Origin of the sequence: Micromonospora sp. WMMD712 (genome assembly GCF_029581295.1) — a bacterium.
In the GTDB taxonomy this organism is placed as follows: domain Bacteria; phylum Actinomycetota; class Actinomycetes; order Mycobacteriales; family Micromonosporaceae; genus Micromonospora; species Micromonospora carbonacea.
The window spans coordinates 1,260,581-1,280,741 of the sequence record NZ_CP120743.1 but is presented as its reverse complement, the minus strand read 5'-3'; the positions used below and the strand labels follow the sequence as shown (position 1 = coordinate 1,280,741).

17 protein-coding genes and 2 pseudogenes are annotated in these 20,161 nt (G+C 75.6%); 11 read left to right on the top strand and 8 right to left on the bottom strand.

Annotated elements, in window-relative coordinates; translation table 11 throughout:
- Positions 1-232: 232 nt before the first annotated feature.
- The 4 genes from O7633_RS05240 (at position 233) to O7633_RS05225 (ending at position 2,965) form a co-directional block, all read left to right on the top strand.
- Entirely contained in the window at positions 233-1,252 is a 1,020-nt protein-coding gene (locus O7633_RS05240; protein ID WP_282326409.1) for a TerC/Alx family metal homeostasis membrane protein, read from the top strand.
- A gap of 66 nt (positions 1,253-1,318) precedes the next feature.
- Positions 1,319-1,918 carry a sulfite oxidase-like oxidoreductase gene (locus tag O7633_RS05235; RefSeq protein ID WP_282326407.1) on the top strand — a complete coding sequence of 200 codons (600 nt, stop codon included), beginning with the start codon at positions 1,319-1,321 and terminating at the stop codon, positions 1,916-1,918.
- Positions 1,915-2,661, top strand: a complete 747-nt coding sequence (locus tag O7633_RS05230) for a ferredoxin reductase (RefSeq protein ID WP_282326405.1) — start codon at positions 1,915-1,917, stop codon at positions 2,659-2,661. Before O7633_RS05235 ends, O7633_RS05230 begins: the two co-directional genes overlap by 4 nt.
- 19 nt (positions 2,662-2,680) lie before the next feature.
- Positions 2,681-2,965 carry a DUF6510 family protein gene (locus tag O7633_RS05225; protein WP_278135862.1) on the top strand — a complete coding sequence of 95 codons (285 nt, stop codon included), beginning with the start codon at positions 2,681-2,683 and terminating at the stop codon, positions 2,963-2,965.
- Between the two features lie 132 nt (positions 2,966-3,097).
- On the opposite strand, the gene O7633_RS05220 is transcribed toward O7633_RS05225, so the two are convergent.
- Positions 3,098-4,126 carry a glycoside hydrolase family 43 protein gene (locus tag O7633_RS05220; RefSeq protein WP_282326404.1) on the bottom strand — a complete coding sequence of 343 codons (1,029 nt, stop codon included), beginning with the start codon at positions 4,124-4,126 and terminating at the stop codon, positions 3,098-3,100.
- 146 nt (positions 4,127-4,272) lie between these two features.
- Between O7633_RS05220 and O7633_RS05215 the strand changes: the two genes are divergently transcribed.
- The 4 genes from O7633_RS05215 to O7633_RS05200 all read left to right on the top strand — a co-directional run bounded on the left by O7633_RS05215 (position 4,273) and on the right by O7633_RS05200 (position 8,323).
- Complete coding sequence (locus O7633_RS05215) at positions 4,273-5,148, top strand: endonuclease/exonuclease/phosphatase family protein (RefSeq protein ID WP_282326402.1); 876 nt, start codon at positions 4,273-4,275, stop codon at positions 5,146-5,148.
- 149 nt (positions 5,149-5,297) lie between these two features.
- The gene (locus O7633_RS05210) at positions 5,298-6,455 is read left to right on the top strand and encodes a ThiF family adenylyltransferase (protein WP_282326400.1); all 1,158 of its coding nucleotides are present in this window, start codon (positions 5,298-5,300) and stop codon (positions 6,453-6,455) included.
- 13 nt (positions 6,456-6,468) lie between these two features.
- Positions 6,469-6,846: a hypothetical protein gene (locus O7633_RS05205; RefSeq protein ID WP_282326399.1), complete on the top strand. Its 378-nt coding sequence runs from the start codon at positions 6,469-6,471 to the stop codon at positions 6,844-6,846.
- 277 nt (positions 6,847-7,123) lie between these two features.
- Positions 7,124-8,323, top strand: a complete 1,200-nt coding sequence (locus O7633_RS05200; RefSeq protein ID WP_282326398.1) for an alpha/beta hydrolase-fold protein — start codon at positions 7,124-7,126, stop codon at positions 8,321-8,323.
- Between the two features lie 39 nt (positions 8,324-8,362).
- Here O7633_RS05200 and O7633_RS05195 read toward each other — a convergent pair whose 3' ends face one another.
- The gene (locus O7633_RS05195) at positions 8,363-9,685 is read right to left on the bottom strand and encodes an FAD-dependent monooxygenase (RefSeq protein WP_282326396.1); all 1,323 of its coding nucleotides are present in this window, start codon (positions 9,683-9,685) and stop codon (positions 8,363-8,365) included.
- 163 nt (positions 9,686-9,848) lie between these two features.
- Between O7633_RS05195 and O7633_RS05190 the strand changes: the two genes are divergently transcribed.
- Together O7633_RS05190 and O7633_RS05185 are read left to right on the top strand one after the other, a co-directional pair.
- The gene (locus tag O7633_RS05190) at positions 9,849-11,561 is read left to right on the top strand and encodes an L-lactate permease (RefSeq protein ID WP_282326395.1); all 1,713 of its coding nucleotides are present in this window, start codon (positions 9,849-9,851) and stop codon (positions 11,559-11,561) included.
- A 98-nt stretch (positions 11,562-11,659) separates the two neighbouring features.
- Positions 11,660-12,961 (top strand): NAD(P)/FAD-dependent oxidoreductase, encoded by a 1,302-nt coding sequence (locus O7633_RS05185; protein ID WP_282326394.1) that lies wholly within the window; start codon positions 11,660-11,662, stop codon positions 12,959-12,961.
- Between the two features lie 144 nt (positions 12,962-13,105).
- On the opposite strand, the gene O7633_RS05180 is transcribed toward O7633_RS05185, so the two are convergent.
- From O7633_RS05180 to O7633_RS05155, 6 genes and pseudogenes are all read right to left on the bottom strand, one after another.
- Positions 13,106-14,140 carry an AI-2E family transporter gene (locus O7633_RS05180; RefSeq protein ID WP_282326393.1) on the bottom strand — a complete coding sequence of 345 codons (1,035 nt, stop codon included), beginning with the start codon at positions 14,138-14,140 and terminating at the stop codon, positions 13,106-13,108.
- Between the two features lie 154 nt (positions 14,141-14,294).
- Positions 14,295-15,086: a fused MFS/spermidine synthase gene (locus tag O7633_RS05175; RefSeq protein ID WP_282326391.1), complete on the bottom strand. Its 792-nt coding sequence runs from the start codon at positions 15,084-15,086 to the stop codon at positions 14,295-14,297.
- Positions 15,087-15,195: 109 nt separating this feature from the next.
- Positions 15,196-15,843, bottom strand: a pseudogene (locus O7633_RS05170) (DUF2267 domain-containing protein); the annotation flags it as partial.
- A gap of 265 nt (positions 15,844-16,108) precedes the next feature.
- A pseudogene (bla, locus tag O7633_RS05165) lies at positions 16,109-17,074 on the bottom strand (class A beta-lactamase); the annotation flags it as partial.
- Positions 17,075-17,297: 223 nt separating this feature from the next.
- The gene (locus tag O7633_RS05160) at positions 17,298-17,642 is read right to left on the bottom strand and encodes an STAS domain-containing protein (RefSeq protein WP_282326390.1); all 345 of its coding nucleotides are present in this window, start codon (positions 17,640-17,642) and stop codon (positions 17,298-17,300) included.
- Between the two features lie 46 nt (positions 17,643-17,688).
- The gene (locus O7633_RS05155; RefSeq protein WP_282326388.1) at positions 17,689-18,090 is read right to left on the bottom strand and encodes an STAS domain-containing protein; all 402 of its coding nucleotides are present in this window, start codon (positions 18,088-18,090) and stop codon (positions 17,689-17,691) included.
- Between the two features lie 224 nt (positions 18,091-18,314).
- On the opposite strand from O7633_RS05155, the gene O7633_RS05150 reads away from it, so the two are divergent.
- Entirely contained in the window at positions 18,315-20,075 is a 1,761-nt protein-coding gene (locus O7633_RS05150) for a PP2C family protein-serine/threonine phosphatase (protein WP_282326386.1), read from the top strand.
- Positions 20,076-20,161 lie beyond the last annotated feature (86 nt).

Here is a 20,161-nt window from a genome sequence, read left to right as displayed (position 1 = left end):
TCGGGGGACAGGGCCGGCCGGACCACCCGCCACCGGGGCATCACCCCTGGTGACAGGTCGGTGTCGGCTTGGCGAGTCGCCCGGAGCTGGCCTAACCTGGTCCCACGAGGGGAGTACTTCCCACGAACCATTCCGGTCAGTACGGCGTGCCCGGGGCGCGCCTCGGGTGGTTGCCCACGGAATCGTGGGTGAAGGAGACCTCGAACATGACACGGTGTTCGAGGAGACCCATATGACCGAATCATCCCTTCTTGCTGCCGGCGCGCTGTCCTCGATCGGCACGCCCACCCTCTGGGCGGTCACCATCGCCGGGGTGCTCGCCCTGCTCGTGCTGGACTTCCTCGTCACCCGCCGCCCCCACGAGGTGTCGATCCGGGAGGCGCTCGGCTGGTCGGCGTTCTACGTCGCCCTCCCGATCGCCTTCGGCGCGTGGATCTGGTCGCGCTACGGCTCCCAGCAGGGCGTGGAATACCTCACCGGCTACCTGGTGGAGAAGTCGCTCTCGGTCGACAACCTGTTCGTCTTCATGCTGCTGCTGGCCGCGTTCGCGGTGCCGGCCGTGCTCGCCCAGCGGGTGCTGCTCTACGGCATCGCCGGCGCGCTGGTGCTGCGCGCCGTCTTCATCGCCCTCGGCGCGGCGGCGTTGCAGACCCTGGACTTCGCCTTCCTGATCTTCGCCATCATCCTGATCGCCACCGCCGTCAAGCTGCTCCGCGACGCCCTCTCCGGGCACGAGCAGGAGGTGGACATCAACAAGATGCGGTCGGTGAAGCTGCTGCGCAGGTTCATGCCGGTCGTCGACGAGTACCAGGGCACGAGGATGACCGTCCGGCAGGGCGGCCGCCGGGCGCTCACCCCCCTCGCGCTCGTGGTGGTCGCGGTGCTCGCCACCGACGTGGTCTTCGCCGTCGACTCGGTGCCGGCCGTCTACGGCATCACCGAGGACCCGTACCTGGTCTTCGCCACCAACGCCTTCGCGCTGCTCGGGCTGCGGGCGCTCTACTTCGTGCTGCACGCCGCGCTCAGCCGGCTCGTGCACCTCAGCTACGGCCTGGCGATCATCCTCGCCTTCATCGGCGTCAAGCTCGGCCTGCACTGGGCGCACGGCATCTGGTCCGGCGTGCCGGAGATCCCGACCCTGGCCTCGCTCGGCGTGATCATCGGCGTGCTGGTGATCGTCACGCTCACCAGCCTCCGGGCCACCCGCGACGCGTCCCCGGGCGACAAGGAGGTCGTCACCGGCCGGCACTGACCGCGCGGCGCGCGTCGGTCCGGGCGAACGGTACCGACGCGCGCCCCCAGGTGGTACGACTGACGGGTGGGAATCGTCTCGCCAGGCTTCCAGGGCCGACGCCGCTCGGCGGGGCCGGCCCTGCCGCCCGGGCAATACCTCACCGAGGACTTCCCGGTGCTCTCCGCCGGCCCGACGCCGCGGGTGCGGCCGGACGCCTGGGAGTTCGTCGTCACCACCGAGACCGGCGCGGAGCACCGCTGGACGTGGGCCGAGTTCACCGCCCTGCCGCAGGAGACCCCCACCGTCGACATCCACTGCGTCACCCGGTGGTCCAAGCTCGGCACCACCTGGCAGGGCGTCTCGCTCGACGTGCTGCTCGACGGCGTCGCCACCGACGCGGCGTACGCGCTGGCCCACTCCTACGGCGGCTACACCACGAACCTGCCGCTGGCCGACCTGCGCGGCGGACGCGCCTGGGTGGTGCACGGCTACGACGGCCGGGACCTGCCCGCCGAGCACGGCGGGCCGGCCCGGCTGCTCGTGCCGCACCTCTACCTGTGGAAGTCCGCCAAGTGGGTGCGCGGCATCCGCCTCGGCAACACCGACACCCCCGGCTTCTGGGAGACCGCCGGCTACCACGACTACGGCGACCCGTGGCGCGAGCAGCGCTACGCCGGCGATTGAGCGCCCCGCTGGCCGCCCCGCTGGGCTGGCGGGTGGCCCGGCTCGTCGAGCGCCGCACCGAGACGCCGACCGCGCAGACCCTCGTGCTCGACGTTCCCGGCTGGCCCGGCCACCTGCCCGGCCAGCACGTCGACGTGCGGCTCACCGCCCCCGACGGCTACCAGGCCGCCCGGTCGTACTCCCTCGCCGGGCCCGCCGAGGGCGACCGCGTCGCGCTCACCGTGCAGCGCGTGCCCGACGGAGAGGTCTCGCCGTACCTCATCGACACCTGGGCGCCCGGCGACCCGGTGGAGGTGCGCGGCCCGGTCGGCGGGTGGTTCGTGTGGCGCCCCGCCGAGACCGCGCCGGTGCTGCTGGTCGCCGGCGGCTCGGGGGTGGTGCCGTTGATGGCGATGGTCCGCGCGCGCCGCGCCGCCGGCAGCCGGGCCCCGTTCCGGCTGATCTACTCCGCGCGGACCCCGGCCGACGTGATCTACGCCGACGAGCTGCGCCGCCGGGCCCGCGACGACCAGGGCCTCGACGTGGCGTACGTCTACACCCGGGCCGCCCCCGACGGCTGGCGGGGCGAGCCGCACCGGATCGGGCTGGCCGACGTGAACACCCACGGCTGGCCAGCCGAGCTGGAGCCGCTGTGCTACGTCTGCGGCCCGACCGGGTTCGTGGAGACGGTGGCGGACCTGCTGGTGGGGCTGGGCCACCCGCCGCGTCGGGTCCGCACCGAACGCTTCGGCCCCACCGGCTGACCGCCGACGAGGAGACCCCATGACCGAACAGTCCTACCTGGACGGCAACATGCTCGACGGCCCGCTGCGGGAGGTCTTCGCGATGGACGTCAGCGCGGCCACCGGGCGCTGCGCGTCGTGCGGCGCGACCGGTCCCATGGCGGGCCTGCGGGTCTACTCCCACGCCCCCGGCCTGGTGGCCCGCTGCCCGGCCTGCGCGGAGGTGATGCTGCGCCTGGTGCGCGGGCCCGACCGGGCGTGGCTCGACCTGCGCGGCACCACCTTCCTCCAGGTGCCGCTGCCACCCGACCCCCGCCCGCGCTGACGCCCCGGTCCCGGCGTCGTCCGCCGCGCCCGCACCCGCGGGCCGGCCGGTCGCGCGGCGGTGGTCCGGCCGGTCGCGCGGACACGGTCCGGCCGGTGCGCGGCGGCGGGCCCGCCGGTCGCGCGGCGGCGCTCAGAGGAACGCGCCGACGCGGGGGGTGGCGCCGTCCCACCGGAACACCGCCGCGTACAGCGCGCGGCGGGCGTCGGCGGGAAGCGAGCCGTCGGGCTGCTGTCGGCACGGGGCGGTGCCGCCGCAGACCCAGCCGTGCAGGAAGATCCGTTGCTCGTCGTCGACCAGCGCCGGCACGACGTCGGCCCCGCCCGGGCCGCAGATGCCGGTGCCGGCGGTGGTGAGCAGCGAATTCTGGGCCTTGCCGTGGAAGTCCCACTTGTCGGTGGAGGTGAGGTAGACGGTGGCGTAGCTGCAGTTGTCGTAGCCGTACCGGGAGGCGAACAGCACGAAGGTGGAGCCGCGCTGGCGTAGCTGCGGGTTCTCGATGATGCCGTCGCTGCGGACCAGTTCGCCGCTGGGGTTGCCCACCCAGCCGGTCCCGGCGTCGTCGACCCGCAGCATCCGGATCGACGAGGGCGTCTGCTGCGTCTTGTACAGCAGGAAACGGCGGCCCTCGGCGTCCTGGAACGGCGCCGGATCGATGACGCCGGCGGCGGACACCGGCCGACCCGGCACCGCGTCGTCCGCGCCGTGCGCGCCACCCGGACAGACCAGCGGGGTGTCGCCGACCGGATCGTACGGGCCGCCGACGGCGGTGGACCTCGCGACGCCGATGCACCGCTGCCCGTCCAGGTCCTTCGCCGGAGCCGAGTAGTAGAGGACCCAGCCGGCGGGGGTGCGGACCGCGTCCGGCGCCCAGACCGCCCCGCTCGCGGCCCAGCCGGGCAGCGCCCGGAGCACCGGCCCGAGATCGACCCAGGGGCCCGAGGCGGTGTCCCCCCGGTATGCCGGGGCCCGGCTGCCGGTGGCGAAGACGAAGAAGTTCCCGTCGTGCTGCACGACCCCCGGGTCGGCGACGCCGCCCGGCGGGGCGTAGACGGGTTGCGGGGCGGCTGCCGTGGCCGGCGTGGCGCCACCGCCGACCAGGCCGAGCGCGGCAGCGACGACGGCGGCCAGCAGCGGTCGCCAGGTCCTTCGTGGAGACACCGGACTCCTCCGGGGGACGGGACGCGCCGAAAACGTGCCCAGGTATTCATGATGATGACTTCTTTGCCCGTTAGTGTCTACGTCCGGAACGGCGTCGGCGTCGCGCGCGACGTCCCGTCCGGAACGGCAGCGAGGGGGAAGCGTCGATGCGGCGTGCAGGACGGTGGTTGGCCCGCGGCGCGGGTGCTCTGGTCGGCTCGGTCGTGCTGGTGGCCGGTCTGCTGCCCGCGCCCCCGGCAGCCGCGGCGAACGCGACCTTCAGGGTGGCGACGTTGAACATCCTCTACGAGCTGACCCAGGCCCAGTTCGTCGAGGACCTGCAACTGATCACCTCGAAGGCGGACCTGGTCGGCCTCAACGAGGTGGGCGGCCGGAAGGCGTACCTGCAGGACTGGGCCGCCGCGAACGGTTGGTGGCTGTACGCGCCCGAGCCGACGCAGGCCGCGGGAGAGGCGCTGTTGGCCCGCAAGAGCATGTTCGACGTGCTCGACAAGGACTCGGTCTTCGTGTGCGACACCAACGGGCCCGGCGAGGCGCCGCCGGCCCGCTACGACAACTGGGTCCGGTACCGGCACAAGCAGAGCGGCCGCAGCGTGTTCCACATCAACGCGCACGCCAACGCCAGCATCGAGGAGAACGGCCGCCCGGAGGACCTGCCGCGCACCAGGTGCGCCGAGAAGCAGTTCCAGGACCTCAAGAACCTGGCCGCCGTGAAGAAGGACCAGGGGCAGGTCATCGTCAGCGGCGACCTCAACGTCGACTTCAGCGCCGACCGGGCCTACGGGTACGAGAAGTTCCCGTGGAAGGTCTTCGAGGCCAACGACCTGCCCAACCTGCGATCCTGCTACAACCTCCTCGGCGAGAAGGGCAACGGGACGCACGGCAACCGGCACATCGACTACATCTACTTCTGGAAGCGCCTCGAGGAGTACCGGGAGATGTGGCTGAACGACTACGACATCGTCGGCGGGACCAACTCCGACCACAACGGCGTCGTCGCGCACTTCTCCATCGCCCTGTAGGAGCCGACCTGCGGGCCCGGCGTCGGGCGCCGGCCCGGGCCGGCGCACGCCGTCCGGGTCACCGTTCGGACACGGGGTGTTGCTTTCGTCACCGCCGTCCGCCAGGCTGATCGCCAAGACAGCGATCTGCCGTACGGGGGCGAGGATCGATGGCTTCACTCATGACGTCCGGGTGGTATCCGCAGGTGAAGCCCGAGCACGGCCTGCACCGGCTGCCCGGCGGACGGATCCGCATCGGCGGCACGGTCTACGGCATCGCCGCCGAGGTCCTCGACCCCACCGGGGCGATCTGGACGACGCTGCGCGCCGCCGACGGCACCCGCAGCGCCGACGAGATCGTCGCGCGGGTCCTCGCCGCGCACCCCACCGAGTCGGCGCGGGCGGTGCGCGCCGCGCTGGACCAGTTCGCCGCCGCCGGCTACCTCGCCGACGCGGCGGCCCCCGACCCGCCGGAGCTCACCGACCGGGACCGCGAGCGCTACGACCGCAGCCGCCGCCTCCACCGGTGGATCGACCTGGTCCCGCGCGCCTCCTCCTGGGAGCCGCAGGTCGCCCTGAAGCGGGCCCGGGCCGTCGTCGTCGGGCTCGGCGGCACCGGCGGGGCCGTCGCGCTCGCCCTCGCCGCGAGCGGCGTGGGGCGGCTGCACTGCGTCGACCCCGACGTGGTCGAGCTGTCCAACCTCAACCGCCAGACCGTGTACGTCGAGGACGACATCGGCCGGCCCAAGGCGGACGTCGCCGTCGCCCGGCTGCGCCGGCTCAACTCCGACATCGACGTCACCGGCGAGCAGGCGGAGGTACGCGGGCCGGCCGACCTGCGGCGGCTGGTCGCCGACCGCGACGTGCTGGTGCTCTGCGCCGACCGGCCGGGCGCCATCCGGGCCTGGGCCAACCGGGTCTGCCTGGACACCGGCACCCCGTGGGTCGACGCCGGCTACCACGGGCCGGTGGTGACGGCGGCGGCCTACCTGCCCGGGCTCGGCCCCTGCTACGAGTGCTTCTGGCTGGCCGAGCACGACAAGCGCCGCCGCGACGACCCGGCCGCCGAGTACACGGTGGAGCGGGAGAGCAGCAGCGCGGTCAGCGCCGCCTCCGCCGGGCTCTCCGGCCACCTCGCCGCCCACCTGGCGTCGGCGCTGCTCACCGGCGTGCCGGCCGTGCGCCCCGGGCAGCTCCAGGGGATCAACCTCGTCGCCGCCGACCAGCACTTCCTCATCGCCCACCCGCCGCACCCACGCTGCCCGGCCGGCTGCGGCGGCGAAGCGGTCGACGCGGTGGTCGCCACCGGGCGGGCATCGCGCCGGTGAGCTGCCGCTGCCGGTGCAGTTCCTCGTCCTCGTGCGCACCGACGTCTACCTCGTCCTGCAGGACGTCGCGGGCGCGCGCAACCTCCACGCCGACGGCGTCGCGTACGCCCGGTGGTGGCTGCGGCGGGCGGCCCGCCGGCCGGGCCGCGACCCGAGCCTGGCGCTGCCCGCCCGGGAACGCCGGGCCGTCCGCTGGTACGCGTCGCTGCTGGTCGTCGGCACCGCCGCCTGCCTCGCCGCCGCCGTCGCCGTGCTCGGCGGCTCCTGGGCGGTGTGGTGCTGGGCATGGTGGCGGCGGCACGGTCGGCGGCTGCGCAGCACCCTTCGCCGCGCCCGCCGCGCCGTGCCGGTGGCGGGGCCGGCCGGCCACCAGTCGACGGGAGGGAGGTGAGCGGCGTGGAGCAGATCGTCATTCGGAAGCTGGACAAGGTGGAGACGACCAGTGCGAGCAACCCCAGCGGCAACTGAGCCGGGGCCCGGCCGGCGCGCCGCCGGGGTGCCGGTGCCGGCGGCGCGGCGGCCACGGCTGCCGTCGGTCGCCCCGCCGCCGCGCCCACCCCGCCCCGGGCGTCGGCCCCCACCACCCTGATCCACCTCGCCCCACCACCCCCACCACCTCGCCCCACCATCCCGCCCCTCCGACCCGATCGACGAGACAGGGACCAGCCGTGCCGGAGACCAGCCCACGCATCGCCCGCCTGCTGCACGACCTGCGCGCCGGCGGCGCACAGGCGCTCGCCGACTTCTGGCGGGAGGTCGCCGCCCGGGGCACGCCCCTGATCGAGCAGGTCGACGGCGACAGCGCCCTGGTGACCTTCCTGTGGCGGGGGGAGGCGGCCCAGACCACCACCGGCTGGGGCATCGACCTGGCGTTGCGCCGCGTCCCGGGCACCGACCTGTGGCACGGCTCGCAGCGGCTGCCGGTCGACCTGCGCACCATCTACTTCCTACGGCACGGCTCGCCGGCACTGCCGACCGACGCCACCGGCCGGGGCCCCACCCACCTCGACGTGTTCAACCACCACCCGTTCCGGCTGCCCGCCGACCCCGCCGACCCCAACGACCGGGAGCTGTGGACGTCTCTGCTGGAGCTGCCGAAGGCCCCCGACGAGCCCTGGATCCGGCACCACCCCGGCGTGCCCCGGGGGACCGTGTTGACCACCGGCGTGCGCACCGCAGCCTGGGGCGGCCGCCGCCGCGTCGCGGTCTACCGGCCGGCGGTCCCGGCCACCGGGCCGCTGCCGCTGCTGGTGGTCTTCGACGGCTACCTCTCCCGGGCGCTGCTGCGGGTGCCCGCGACGCTGGACAACCTGATCGCCGCCGGGCGGATCCCGCCGACCCTGGCGCTGTTCGTCTCGGCCCCCAGCGGGGCGCGCCGGATGACCGAGCTGCGCCCGTCGGCCGCGCTGCGCGCGTTCGTCATCCGGGAGCTGCTGCCCTGGGCCCGGCGGCGCTGGGCGGTCACCGACGACCCCGCCCGCCGGGTCATCGCGGGCTCGTCGCTGGGCGGGCTCGCCGCCGCGTACGTGGCGCTGGCCGCCCCCGGCGCGTTCGGCGCGGTGATCGCCCAGTCGGGCAGCTTCTGGTGGCCCGCGTCGGCGCGGCCCGGCGAGCGGGAGTGGCTGACCCGCGCGTACGCCGGGTGGCCCGCCGCGCCCGTGCGGTTCTACCTGGACGTGGGGGACCGGGAGAACACCTGGCCCCGCCCCGAGCAGGTCGACCAGCTCTCCGTCAACCGCCGTTTCCGGGATCTGCTGCTCGCCCGCGGCCACCAGGTGACCTACGCGGAATACCGGGGCGGGCACGACTACGTCAACTGGCGGCGCACCTTCGCCGAGGGGCTGCTCGCCGTCCTCGGCGGCCCCTGACGCCCACCCGGGGCCTGACGCGCACCCGGCCTCCGACACTCACCCGGTCCGGGTGCCGCCCCGCAGCACCCGGGCCACGATCGCCGGCCGCAGCAGCCGGTGCGGCGGGTCGACGAGGTTGAGCACCCGCAGGAACGCGGTGCCCAGGACCGCGTCGGTGCGCGCCGCCGCGTGCAGCCGGTGCACGTACGCGTTGACGAGCCGGACCCGCGGCGTGCGCCGCCCGGCCACGCCGGGGAACCGCAGGTCCGTGCCGACCGCGATGGACCACGGCCCGTCGATGAGCCGGCCGGCGCCCCGGAAGAACCGTCGCCGCAACCGGCGTCGGTCGCCGGCCAGCAGCCGCCGCAGCAGCAGGCCCTCGCCGGCCGCGACCGTCATGCCCTGACCGTAGACGGGGTTGAAGCTGCACAGGGCGTCGCCGAACACCAGGAACCCGTCGGGGAAGCGGCGCAGCCGCTCGTAACGCCGCCGCACACTCGCCGGGTAGCGCATCAGCGCCGGCCCGCCCACCGGGACGGCCTCGCGCACCACCTGGCTGATCAGCGGCTGGCCCAGCGACTCGGCGAACCGGGCGTAGCCCTCGTCGTCCAGCGGCGGCTGCTCGCCGAGCACCCCGCTCAGCGCCACCGCGAAGCGGCCGTCCTCCTGGGCGGCGACGATGCCGGTGCGCGGGCGTCCCGGTACGGCGTTGGTCAACGCGCCGAGCAGGCCGTCGAGGTGGCGGGGGTCGCGCTCGTAGGTGCGGGTGACGTAGGTCACGTCGACGGCGACCCGCTGCTCGACCGGGGCCGGATAGCCGAGCGCGGCCAGCCACGCCGGGCTGCGCGACGCCCGACCGCAGGCGTCGACCACCAGGTCGGCGTCGAGCCGGTACGCCGCCCCGCCGCGCGGCGTCAGCAGGACCCCGGTGATCCGGCGGCGGTCGTCGGAGGCGCACAGGGCGGTCGCCTCCGCGGGCGGGCGGAAGTGGACGTTGGCCAGCCGCTCCACCCGGGCCCGCACCGTGCGCTCCAGCAGGGGGCGGCTCACGCCCACCCCGACCAGGTCGGACGCGGACCGGCGCATCAGGTGGCCGTCGTTGCACCAGTGCACCTGCCCGTTGAGGTCGACCAGGGGCGCGCCGGCGGCGTGCAGCTCGTCGCTGAGGCCGTCGAACAGCTCGTCGAGCGCCGCCCGGCCCCGGGCCAGCAGCACGTGCAGTTGCCGCGACTGGGGCACCCCGCGCCGGTGCGCGACGCCGTCGGGCAGCGCGTCGCGGTCGACGAGCGTGACGCTGTCGTACGCGTCGCTGAGCACCCGGGCGGCGATCAGCCCGGCCATGCTCGCGCCCAGCACCACGGCGGCGCCCGCTCGGCTCATGCCGCGACGGTAGCCGGCCCGGGGCGGGGCCGGCCTCTTCGAGATTGCGCAACCGGCCCGGCGGCAGGGCAACCTCGAAGAAGCGGCGTGCGCGGATCCTGGGTGGGATGAGCCCAACTCCACGCCGCCGGGACCGGGGGGCGTCGCACCCGAGGTGGTCTCGATGTACCAGCAGCCCCTGCAACCGGTGGCCGGCTCGCTCGCGCTGAGCGCCGCCTGCGCCGCGCTGCCCCTGCTCACCCTGTTCCTCCTGCTCGGGGTCGCGCGTACCCGCGCCTGGGTGGCGGCGTTCGGCGCGCTGGCCGTGGCGGTCGTCCTGGCGTGGGCGCTGTGGCGGATGCCGCTGGCGCAGACGCTGCTGGCCGCCGGGCAGGGCGCGACGTTCGCGCTCTTCCCCCTGGTGTGGACGTTCGGCACGGCGATCTGGATCTACCGGATGACCGTGCACACGGGACACTTCGACACGCTGCGACGCGGCTTCGCCCGGATCAGCGACGACCGGCGCGTGCAGGCCATGGTGATCGCGTTCTGCTTCGGATCGCTGCTGGAGGCGCTCGCCGGTCAGGGCACGCCGGTGGCCGTCACCACGGTCATGCTGCTGGCCCTCGGGTTCACCCCGGTCCGGGCGGCCACCGTGGCGCTGGTCGCCAACACGGTGCCGGCCGCGTTCGGGCCGCTCGGGCTGCCGATCACCACCCTTTCCGGGGTGACCGGGCTGCCCGCGACGGAGCTGGGCATGATGGCCGGCCGGCAGGTCCCCGTGGTGGCGGTCCTCGTCCCGCTGGTGCTGCTCCTCGTCGTCGACGGCCGCCGGGGGCTGCGGGAGCTGTGGCGTCCGGCGCTGGCCTGCGGCATCGCGTTCGCGCTGGCCCAGTTCGCCACCACGAACCTCCTGACGGCCGCGCTCGCCGACATCGTCGCCGCCTTCGCGGGGGCGGGCGTCCTGCTGCTCGTCACCCGCCGGGCACGCCGGCCGGTGCCCGCACCGGCCGGTGACGGCCCGCCCGAGCGCGCCGCGTCGTCGGGGTCCGTCGCGTCGCCGGGGTCCGTCGCGTTGTCGGATTCCGCCGCGTCGCCGGCGGGCGGGGCGGGGCCCGCCGGGTCGCCGCAGGGCCCGCCGGAGGGCGCCACGCCGCCGCCGGGCCGGGCGTGGCTGGCGTACGCGCCCTACGTCACCATCGTGGCGGTCTTCGCCGTCTCCCAGGTGCCGGCCGTCAAGCGCCTGCTGGACGCCGGCACGCTCGCCGTCTCCTGGCCCGGCCTGCACGTGCTCACCGCCGCCGGCGCCCCGTCGCCCCTGTCGACCTTCCGCTTCGCCTGGCTCGCCGCGCCCGGCTCGCTGCTGCTGGTGGCCGGCCTCGTCACGATGGCGCTGCTGCGGGTCTCCCCGCGCGAGGCCGGGCGGCTCTACGGGCGCACCCTGTACGAGCTGCGCTGGGCCGTGCTGACGGTGGTCGGCCTGCTGGCGCTGTCGTTCACGATGAACGCGTCCGGGCAGATCGCCACCCTCGGCGTCTGGATGGCCGGCGCGGGCACCCTGTTCGCCGTCCTGGCCCCCGTCCTCGGCTGGCTCGGGGTCGCCCTGACCGGCTCGGACACGTCGTCGAACTCGCTGTTCGGCGCGCTCCAGGTCGCGGCGGCGCAGCGGGCCGGCCTCGACCCGGTCCTGCTCGCCGCCGCCAACGCCTCCGGCGGCACGCTGGGCAAGATGATCAGCCTGCAGAACCTCACCATCGCCGCCGCGGCCGTCGGCCTCACCGGCCGGGAGGGCGACCTGTTCCGCCGGATGTTCGGCTGGAGCGTGCTGCTGCTCGCCCTGATGTGCCTGCTGGTGGGGCTCCAGGCCACGCCGCTGCTGTCCTGGATGGTGCCCTGACGGCGTCGTCCGCGTCGGCCGTCGCCCGGCCGGCTCCCGGTGCCCGGCGGTGCGTCCCGGCACGTTTGTCCCCGGCCAGGGCGGGAACGGCACCCGTCATGACGAAACCTCGTGTGGTGATCGTGGGGGCCGGATTCGCCGGTTACCACGCGGCGAAGACGTTGAGCCGGACCGCCCGCAACAAGGCCGAGATCGTGCTGCTGAACTCGACCGACTACTTCCTCTACCTGCCGCTGCTGCCCGAGGTGGCCGCCGGCGTGGTCGAACCCGGGCGGCTCAGCGTGCCGCTCAGCGGCACCCTCGACGGCGTGCGGGTGGTCGTCGGCGAGGCCGACCGGGTCGACCTGCAGAACCGCTGGGTCGGCTACCGGATGCCGGAGGGCGACGGCGGCCGGCTCGCGTACGACCGGCTGGTGCTCGCCGTCGGCAGCGTCAACAAGCTGCTGCCCATCCCCGGCGTGACCGAGTACGCCCACGGGTTCCGCGGCCTGCCCGAGGCGCTCTACCTGCACGACCACGTGGTCCGCCAGATCGAGCTGGCGGAGCTGACCGACGACCCGGCCGAGCAGCGGGCGCGCACCACGTTCGTGGTCGTCGGCGCCGGCTACACCGGCACGGAGGTCGCCGCCCACGGGCAGTTGTTCACCGACCGGCTGGTCGCCCAGCGGCCGCACCTCGGCGTCCGGCCCCGCTGGATGCTGCTCGACGTGGCCCCCCGGGTGCTGCCGGAGCTCGACGAGCGGATGTCCCGCACCGCCGACCGGGTGCTGCGGCGGCGCGGCGTCGACGTGCGGATGGGCGTCTCCGTGTCGGAGGCCACCCCCGACGGGGTGATGCTCACCGACGGGGAGTACGTGCCCACGTGCAGCCTCGTCTGGTGCGTCGGCGTGCGCCCCGACCCGTTCGTCGCCGAGCTGGGCCTGCGTACCGAGAAGGGCCGGCTCGTGGTGGACGAGTACCTCACGGTGCCCGGCTTCCCCGAGGTGTACGCCTGCGGGGACGCGGCGGCGGTGCCCGACCTGACGCAGCCCGGGAAGATCTGCACGATGACGGCCCAGCACGCCCAGCGGCAGGGCCGGCTGGTGGCCCACAACATCGCGGCCTCCTACGGGCAGGGCCGGCGTCGCCCGTACAAGCATCACGACCTGGGTTGGGTGGTCGACCTCGGCGGCCGGGACGCGGCGGCGAACCCGCTGAAGGTCTCGCTGGCCGGCCTGCCGGCCAAGGCCGTCACCCGGGGCTACCACCTGCTGGCGATGCCGGGCAACCGGGCCCGGGTCGGGGTGGACTGGCTGCTCGACGCCGCCCTGCCCCGCCCGGCGGTGCAGCTCGGCCTGGTGCCGGCCAACGCGGTGCCGCTGGAGAGCTCGTCGCCGGAGGTCCCGGCCTACCGCCGCTGACGGACCGCCCGCGCCCGTTCGCCCGCCCGCCCGCGCCGCGCCCGTTCGCCGGCGGGCGGGCGCGGGCTCGGCCGTGAGAAGGGGACCCTTCTCTACTGAAAGCGTTAACAAGGGGCCCTTCCTTGCACCCGCCCCTGCTTGCGCCTAACCCCGGCGTGGGGCGAACTCGCGCAGCAGCACCTGCCCCACGCCGACCACGGGGATGGCCAGCAGCGCGCCGACCAGCCCGGCCAGCTCCGCCGCGAACAGCACGCTGACCAGGACGGTGAGCGGGTTCAACCGGACCGCCCGCGACATGATCAGCGGTTGCAGCAGGTGGTTCTCGACCTGCTGGTAGACCACGAAGAAGACCAGCACCACGATGCCGGCGGTGGGGGAGTGCAGGAAGCCGGCGCCCCCGGCGAGGATGGCGCCGATGGTCGCGCCTACCAGCGGCACCAGGTCGGCGACCGCCACCAGCAGTGCGATCACCCCGGCGAACGGCACCCCGGTCAGGACGAGCACCAGGAACGTCAACGCCCCGCAGATCACGCTGATCAGCAGGTTCCCGCTCAGGTAGCCGGTGACCACCCGGGAGACGCCCCGACCGACCCGGCGCGCCCGCACCGCGGGCCCGTCGCCGAGCCACCCCAGCCCCGCCGAGATCATCTTCGGGGCCTCCAGCACCATCAGGTACGCCAGCACGACCACGGTGACCAGCCCGGCGACGGTCTCCAGCACGCTGCGGACCAGCCCCACCGTGGGATCGCGCAGCCGGTTGCCGTACTGCTGCACCTGCGCCGAGTGGCCCACGACGTACTGGCGCAGCCGCAGCCGTTCGAGCGCCTCGCCGAACGGCCCCCGGCCGGCCCGGGTCTCCCGCAGCACGTCCGGCGCCCGGTCGGCCGCGCGCCCCAGCTCGTCCAGCAGTGGCAGGACGATCCCCGCCACCAGCGCGGCGAGCAGGCCGAACGCGGCCACGAAGACCAGCAGCGTGGCCACCGTGCGGCGGCGCACGAGGCGGCGCTGCAGGGCGTCGACGGGCGGTTTCAGTGCGATGGCGAAGAAGACGGCGACGACCGTCCAGGTCAGCACCCGCCGGGTGGCCCAGGCCAGGGCCAGCACGACCAGGGTCGCCAGCACCAGGCCGATGACGATGGCCGCCCGCCGGGCGGCCGCCCGGTCCTCGGCGTTCCTCATCCGGCGCGGCTACCCCGGCCGGCGCTCCGGAAACCCGGACCCGGCGTCCGCTTCGCACCGTGCTGCCCCGTTCCGCGGCCGGTGAGGGGCCGAGGGTGGCGGCGGTGCCGAAGAGGCCGCCCGGCAGCCCTTGCCCGCCACCGCGGTGTCGCGGTCACCCGACGCCGAGGGACGTGTCCGTGCCCGGACGTGCCCCGGCGACGAACCGGTCGAGGGCCGCGCCGTGCAGCACCTGCCCCGGCACCGGGTCGCGGGCCGCGCGCGTCGCCAGCCGGCCCACCGGCAGCCGGCCCGGCCGGCGCGCGGCGGCGAGCACCAGGTTCCCGTAGCGCCGCCCGCGCAGCATCCGCCGGTCGGCGAGCAGGCAGACGTCGGCGAACGCGGCCCGCAGGGTGGCCACCCGGGCGCGGGTGAACACCAGCGGCGGCAGGTCGGTGACGTTGACCAGGAGGATCCCGTCGGGGCGCAGCACCCGGGCGGCCTCGGCGGCGAACTCGACGCTCGCCACGTGCCCCGGCATCCGGGCGGCCCGGTAGACGTCGGTGAGGACCAGGTCGTACCCCTGCGCCGGGACCGCCTCCACCGCCGCGCGGGCGTCGGCGATGTCGACGCGTACGCCCGGCGGTGGCGCGGGCAGCTCCCGGCGGACCAGCTCGACGACGGCCGGGTCGCGCTCCACCACCTGCTGGACCGAGCCGGGCCGGGTCGCCCCGACGTAGCGGGGCAGGGTCAGCGCGCCCCCGCCGAGGTGCAACGCGTCGACCGCCGCGCCGGGCGGCGCGGCGAGATCGACCACGGCCGCCATCCGGCGGACGTACTCGAAGTGCAGGTGGCGGGGGTCGGCGACGTCGACGTAGGACTGGGCGACGCCCCCGGCGAGCAGGATGCGCCCGGTGCGGCGGGCCGGGTCGGCCACGAGTTCCGGCCCCTCGGCGGCGGAGTGCATCCCGGCACCGTAGCCGCCGGCCGCACCGGTCGCGTTTGCCGGTCGGCCTGGCCGGGGCGGACCGGCGGGCGCGGTGGCCCGCCGGCCCACGCGCTCAACCCCCGGCCGCCGGGCCCAGCAGGTCGCGTAGCCCGTCCGGCACGTGCAGCGCGGCGACGAGGTCGCCGTCGCGGTCGGCCAACGCGCCGAGGGTCGCCTCCGCCTGCCGGCGGGCCTGCTCCGGGGTACGGCCGCTGATCCGGGCCACCTCGCCGACGAAGCCCGGCAGGTCACGATGGCGTTCGATGCCGTCGATCGGCACCACGTCGTGCAGCTTCACGGGCACCGCCTGGAGCAGCCGCTCCCGCGCCCCCTGGTCCAGCGCCCAGGCGAGGGCCAGCACCGTCGCCTCCGCCGCGACCTTCGCCGTGTCGAAGTCGACACCGGCCCGCCGGCCCACGTCGTCGACCAGGTCCCGGTACCCGATCCCGGCCGTGGCCGGTGCCTCGCCCGGACCGCCGGTGGCCCGGGACCGCGCGGGTCGGGACCGAGCGGTGGAGGGCGGGGCGGCCGGTGGCGGGGCGGGACCGCCCCGGGTGCTGTCCGGCTTGTGCCGCCCGGCCGGCGCCGGCCCGGCCCGCTTGCCCTGGTCCAGGTGGGTGAGCTGCTTGGAGGCGCTCAGGCTGGCCCCGGTCTCGCTGGCCTGCCGGCCGCGCTCCCGGGCCTGACGCGCGAGCGCCCGGCGGCGCTGGTTGTCCCCCTCCATCTGCTTGCGCATGACACACACCTCGCTCTCCTCGGTACCCTGTCTCGGCGGTCGCGTTCCCGACCCGGCCGCCCCCGAAACGCCCCCACCCCACCCCACCCCCCGGACCCCCGGACCCCCCACCCCACGCGCTGATCTTGCAGTTTCGGCCCGGGAAAAACGGGTGAAAGCGCCCATCGTGGGGGCCCAAAGTGCAAGATCGGCGTACGGGGTGGGGTGGGGTGGGGGTGGGGTGGGGTGGGGTGGGGTCGGCTAGGAGCCGGGGGCGCAGCGCGTCGAGCACCACCCGGGTGGCTTCGGCGATCAGGGCATCGTCGGGCTGCGCGTCCTTCGCGTCGCGGCGGGACAGCACGGCGAGCACGACGGGCGCGCCGTCGGGCGGCCACAGCACGGCGATGTCGTTGCGGGTGCCGTATCCGCCCGCGCCGGTCTTGTCGCCGACCTGCCAGCCGGCGGGAGCGCCGGCCCGGATCAGCGTCGCCCCGGTGGTGTTGCGCCTGAGCCAGTCGACCAGCACGCCGCGGTCCGCGGGGGAGAGGGCGTCGCCGAGGGCGTACGCCCGCAGGGAGCCGGCCAGGGCGCGGGGCGTGCTGGTGTCGCGGACGTCGCCCGGCGCGGCCTCGTTGAGGCTCGTCTCCGTGCGCGTCGGGTTGGTGACGGTGTCGCCGATGCCGCGCAGCGCCCGCCCCAGCCCGGCGGGACCGCCGAGCTCGGTGAACATCAGGTTCGCGGCGGTGTTGTCGCTGTGCCGCACCGCCGCGTCGGCGACCGCGCGCAGGGTCATCCCGTCCGGGACGTGCCGTTGCGTGACCGGCGAGTGGGGCACCAGGTCGGCGCGGTCGTAGCGGACGACGCGGTCCAGCTCCGCCTCCGAGGTCCGGGCGAGCAGCGCGCCGGCCGCGAGCGCCTTGATCGTCGAGGCGTACGCGAACCGCTCGTCGGCCCGGTAGGCGAGCGTGCGGCCGGTGCCGGTGTCGACCGCGTAGACGCCCAGCCGCGCGTCGAACCGCCGTTCCAGCGTGGCCAGCTCGCCGGGCGGGGGAACCGGGAACCCCCTCGACCCGGGAACCGCCGTGCCGCCGGCGGCGGCGGTGTCAGGCACGGCGGTCGCGTCGGGCGCGGCGGTGGCACCGGGCGCGGCGGTGGCGTCGGACGTGGCCGGACGCGCCGTCGGCGTGCACCCGCCCACGAGACCCCCCGCAAGCGCCACTGCCAGGACTGCCTTCCGACCGGCCCCCACCAGCGCCCTCCCTCCACCGACCAACGCCACGCCTTCTCCCACCCTGACGCCCCACTGCCTCCACGCCCGCCCCTGCCCCCGTCCCGCCCGCCCCGGCCCCCGGCTCCGCCCGGTGACCAGGAGAGAAGCGTCAAAGTCGATCTCCGCGCTGAGGCGCACCTCTTGATCACCGGGTGGCACCGGCCGGGAGGGGAGCAGGGGGTCAGGGGGGTGGGAGGGGTGGGGGTCAGGCCGTGTCGGTGGTGGCGGTGGTCCGGGTCTGGTGGGTGGTCAGCACCTCGGCCAGGCCCGTGCGGTCGAGCAGCTGTTGCAGCTGGTCGCTCGTGCCGGTCAACCGGATCGGCCCGGCCCCGTTGCGGTGGATCACCACGAGCGCGCTCAGGCCGGAGGAGTCGCAGAGGGTGATCCCGCCGAGGTCGATCTCCAGCTCGGCGCAGCCGTCGCGGCGCACCCTCTCGGCGGCCTCCACCAGCTCCGGCGCGGTGTCGTAGTCCAGCTCGCCGGCCAGCCGAAGCCGGGCGCGCCCGGCGGCGAGCCGGCTCACCTCGATGGTCAACAGCGGGGCTGCCATGTCTCCATGTTCCCAGCCGGTGGTGATCGACAAACGCCGGGGGCAGTCAGGCGGATGCCGCAGACCGCTGCGAACCGGACGCTCCGGCGGACTGCGCGCCGCCGGGCAGCGGGCGGGCGAGCAGCCCGGTGACGCCGGTCATGTCGAGGATGGTCGCCAGGAAGCGGGGCGTCGAGCGCAGCCGCAGGATGGTGCCGCCCTGTTGCCCCTCCCGCCACGCGTGCACGATCACCGACAGCCCGGTGCTGTCGATGAACTGCAGGTCGGCGAAGTCGAGCACGAGCACCGGCGGACGCTCGGCGAGCTGCCGGTCCACCTCGTGCCGTAGCGGCGCGGCGGTGGTGAAGGCGAGGTCACCGCCGACCCGGATGAGGGGCGCGCCGGGATCGCTCGCATCGACGGACATGGTCAGCGGGGTCGCCTCGGGTTTCCTCCCCTGGGGTGCCACGATCACGCCTTTCCGCAGGGCTGCCGGTCGGGGCAGGTTCGTCTCGGATCGTAACAATCCCCGGCCGATGCCGCCTGTCGAGAGCGATTCGGCAGCTCAGGGCAGCGTGGGGTGGCGGTGCCGGCGGACCGGCGTAGGGTGGGGTGAGGAGATTGGACCACATACGCCGTTTCCGGCGGCCCTCGGGTGTCGGGCGGGTGTCGAGAGGGAGTGGGGCTCAGCTGGTGACTGCTGCCGACGTCAGGGACTGGGACCCGGGCGACGGACGGATCTCCACGCCGAGTGCCGCCCGGGCTCCGGTGTGGTCCGCCGACGTTCCGGTGCGTCCGCCCGCCGCGCTGCCGCCCCTGGCCGCCGACCGGGGGCCGCCCGCGCCCGACTGGGCGGAGGTCGTCGAGCACTTCCGCGAGGGCCTGATCGTCTGCGACGCCGACGGCGTGGTGCGCCAGTTGAGCCCGGTCGCCGAGCGGCTGCTGCCCGAGGTGACCGTCGGCGAGCTGCTCGCCGCGTCCGGGGTGGCGGGTCTGCGTACGCCGCCGGTCGGTGGCGAGTTCGGCCACCGGGGCCGCCGGCTGCGCGTCCGCGAGGTGCCGCTGTCCGCCGCCCGGAGCTGCCACTACGTCGAGGACGTCACCGAGAGCGTCACCCGGGCCGACGCACTGCTGGCCGAGCGGGCCCGCTCGGCCTTCCTGGCCGTGGTGGGGGAGAAGCTCGGCAACCCGCTGCACCCCGACCGGGCGGCCGCGGCCGTGGTCCGGCTCGCCGTGCCGACCCTCGCCGAGGTGGCCGTGCTGGTGCTCGCCCCGCGCTCCGGCCGGGCCCGCTGGTGGCGGGCCGCCCGGACCGACGACGAGACGCCGAGCGTGGACAGCGGCGTGCTCGACGCCGTCGACCTGCCGGCGGCCATCGACGAGGGGCTCGCCGGCGGCGAGCCGCACACGCTGGACTGGCTGGTCGAGCAGGCGGTCGAGGCGGGCTGGCTGCCCGGCCTGGACGCCGTCGACGTGAGCGTGCGCGTGGTGCCGCTGCCCGGCCGGGACCTGCCGGCGGGCGCGCTGCTCGTCGCCCGGCGCTCGGCCCGCTACTACGACGAGGCCGACGTCGACCTGGTCCGCGCGTTCGCGGCCCGGGCCGGCGCGGCGCTCACCACCGCCGTGCTCTACCGCGACCAGGCCGAGGTCGCCGACACCCTCCAGGCCAGCCTGCTGCCGGTGGAGCCGGCCGAGGTGCCGGGCGTGCAGTGGGGCACGGCCTACCGGCCGGCGCAGGCGGGGCTGCGCATCGGCGGCGACTTCTACGGTTCACACCGGCTGCCCGACGGCGGCGCGGTGTTCTTCCTCGGCGACGTCTCCGGCAAGGGCGTCGAGGCGGCCGTCTTCACCGGCCAGCTGCGCCAGTGCCTACAGGCGCTGCACCGGGTGGAGTCGCACCCCGCCCGGCTGCTGCGGCTGCTCAACGACGCGCTCCTGGAGACCACCCTGGCGCACGGGCAGGGCCGCTTCGCGACCATGGTGCTCGGGGTGGTGCGCCCCCGGCGCGACGGCGGCCTGACCCTGACCATGTCCGGCGGCGGCCACCTGCCACCGCTGGTGCTGCGCTCCTCCGGCGAGGTGGAGACGGTCGCCCTGAGGGGCATGTTGATCGGGGTGGTGCCCGACCCGCGCATCGGGGAGGTGACCGTCGAGCTGGCGCCGGGCGAGACGTGCCTGCTCTACAGCGACGGGGTGACCGAGGCCCGGGGCGGCCGGCGCGGCGACGAGCAGTTCGGCGCCGACCGGCTGCTGCACGTGCTCGGCGGCTGCCACCGCATGCCCGCCCCGGCCCTGGCCGAACGCGTGGAGCAGGTGACCTGCGACTGGCTGGCCCACGGCGACCACGACGACATAGCGGTGCTCGCGTTGCGGGCGACCGGGCCGCAGAGCCGCCCGGCCCGGCACCTGCACGCGGTGCCGACGCTGCCTGAGACCACCCGCCCACGCCCCTGACCGCCCCGCCGCATCGTCACCTCGCCCGACCGCACACGCCCCACCGCCGCTCCGGCCCACCGCCGACCCGGCAATCCAGCCCGCCG